The 1,536-nt window shown below is 72.1% G+C and carries 2 protein-coding genes; both read left to right on the top strand.

The genetic code is table 11. The annotated features are described in order from the left end of the window. Positions 1-1,005 (top strand): hypothetical protein (locus tag KBI5_RS10705; RefSeq protein WP_085015152.1); only part of this gene is annotated, 1,005 nt, incomplete at its 5' end. A gap of 92 nt (positions 1,006-1,097) precedes the next feature. Next, positions 1,098-1,536: methylmalonyl-CoA mutase family protein (locus tag KBI5_RS10700; RefSeq protein WP_241882816.1), on the top strand; the 439-nt coding region annotated here is incomplete at its 3' end.

Here is a 1,536-nt window from a genome sequence, read left to right as displayed (position 1 = left end):
GGGGACCGGCGGCGCGCCGAGCATTCTGAAATCCGGGAGAAGGAATCCGCCGGACTTGTCCGTAACGACGTCGCGCGCCGACGAAGAAAGCGCCATGGTGCCATCACCGCGGGCCCCGGACACGCGGCGTCGGTCGTCGGCGGTGAAAATACAACGCCGATTCTCCCGGTCTTCTTCTCGCCATTTTCTGCACGGGTAAGGGCCGCGCTCATCGGGCGTCCCCGAGCCGTCGTCTGCGGGATCACCGCCGCCCGGCTCCACGGTTTTCCGCTCGAGGTTCCGGAAAGCTCCGCCGAACCCGTGCACCTTCTTCTTCCGGCTCGGCAGACCCGGGCCCAGCCGCGCGGGATCCGGCTGCACTTCAGCGATCTCGACGTCGACCAGCGCGTCGAGTTGGGTGGGATCCCACTCACCTCGCCGGAGCGGACGCTGGCGGATCTCGTGCTGGCCGCCCAGTCGCGTGAGGTGGCGGTCGCCCACCTGGACGCAGCCCTGCACCGCGGCCTGGTGCCGAGCCTGGCGGGGGCACGGGCGGCCGCCGAGGGGCGGCGCGGTTTCCGGCAGACGACCGACTGGTGGTCGCTGGCCGACGGCCGGGCCGAGACCCCCCTGGAGACCCGGCTGCGGCTGCTGCTGGCCGACAACGGGCTCGCGCCCGTGGAATTGCAGTGGCCGGTCATGGACGGGACCGGTCAGATCATCACCCGGCTGGATCTCGCCTGGCCGGCGCAGCGACTCGACGTGGAGGCGGACACCTTCTCGGCCACCAGCCCGCCGGCGATGATCTACCAGGACCGTCATCGCGGCAACATCCTCGCCGCGTTGCGCTGGACGGTGCTGCGCTTCAGCGTGGCCGACGTGACCTGGCATCCGGAGCGGGTCGTCTCGGCGGTGACCCGGGTCCTGGCGGCGCGGGCGGCCGAGCGGGCCGAGGCGTCCAGAGCGGTCGCTGAGGCGTCCGCCGCCGGCACAGCCGCGGTGGCTGAGCGGCTGTGGGCATCGTGAGCAGGGACACGATCCGGCGAAACGCGCGCAAGGCGTTGTGACGGGAAGTACATTCCAGGCCGCCTGGGTCCCCCGGGCCTACGATCCGGAACATGAGCGTTCCATCGGCCGGGTTGTCGCTGGCCGCAGACTTTCCGGAGGCGACGCGCGCCGATTGGCAGACGCTCGTCCTGCAGGTGCTGCGCAAGTCCGGCGTGGCGACCGAGGCGACTACTCCCGGCGAGGTCGAGGAGCTGTTGGCCACGCGGACCTACGACGGTCTGCGGATCCGTCCGCTCTACACCGCCGAGAACACCCCCGCCGGCGGGGTGGGCCTGCCGGGGTTCGCCCCGTTCGTGCGGGGTGGGCGGGCGCAGGGCGCGGGCACCGGCGGGTGGGATGTCCGCGCGCTGCATGACAACCCCGATGCCACGCTCGCCGCCGAAGCGGTCCTCGCCGATCTGGAGAACGGCGCCACCTCGCTCTGGCTGCGGCTGGGGCCCGCCGGTCTGCCGATCGGCGGGCTCGGCGCGGTGCTGCGCGAGGTCTACC

It is taken from the genome of Frankia sp. KB5 (assembly GCF_002099325.1).
GTDB classification, from domain to species: domain Bacteria; phylum Actinomycetota; class Actinomycetes; order Frankiales; family Frankiaceae; genus Frankia; species Frankia casuarinae.
Note: the sequence above shows the minus strand (reverse complement) of the source record. Positions and strands in the feature narration are given on the sequence as shown.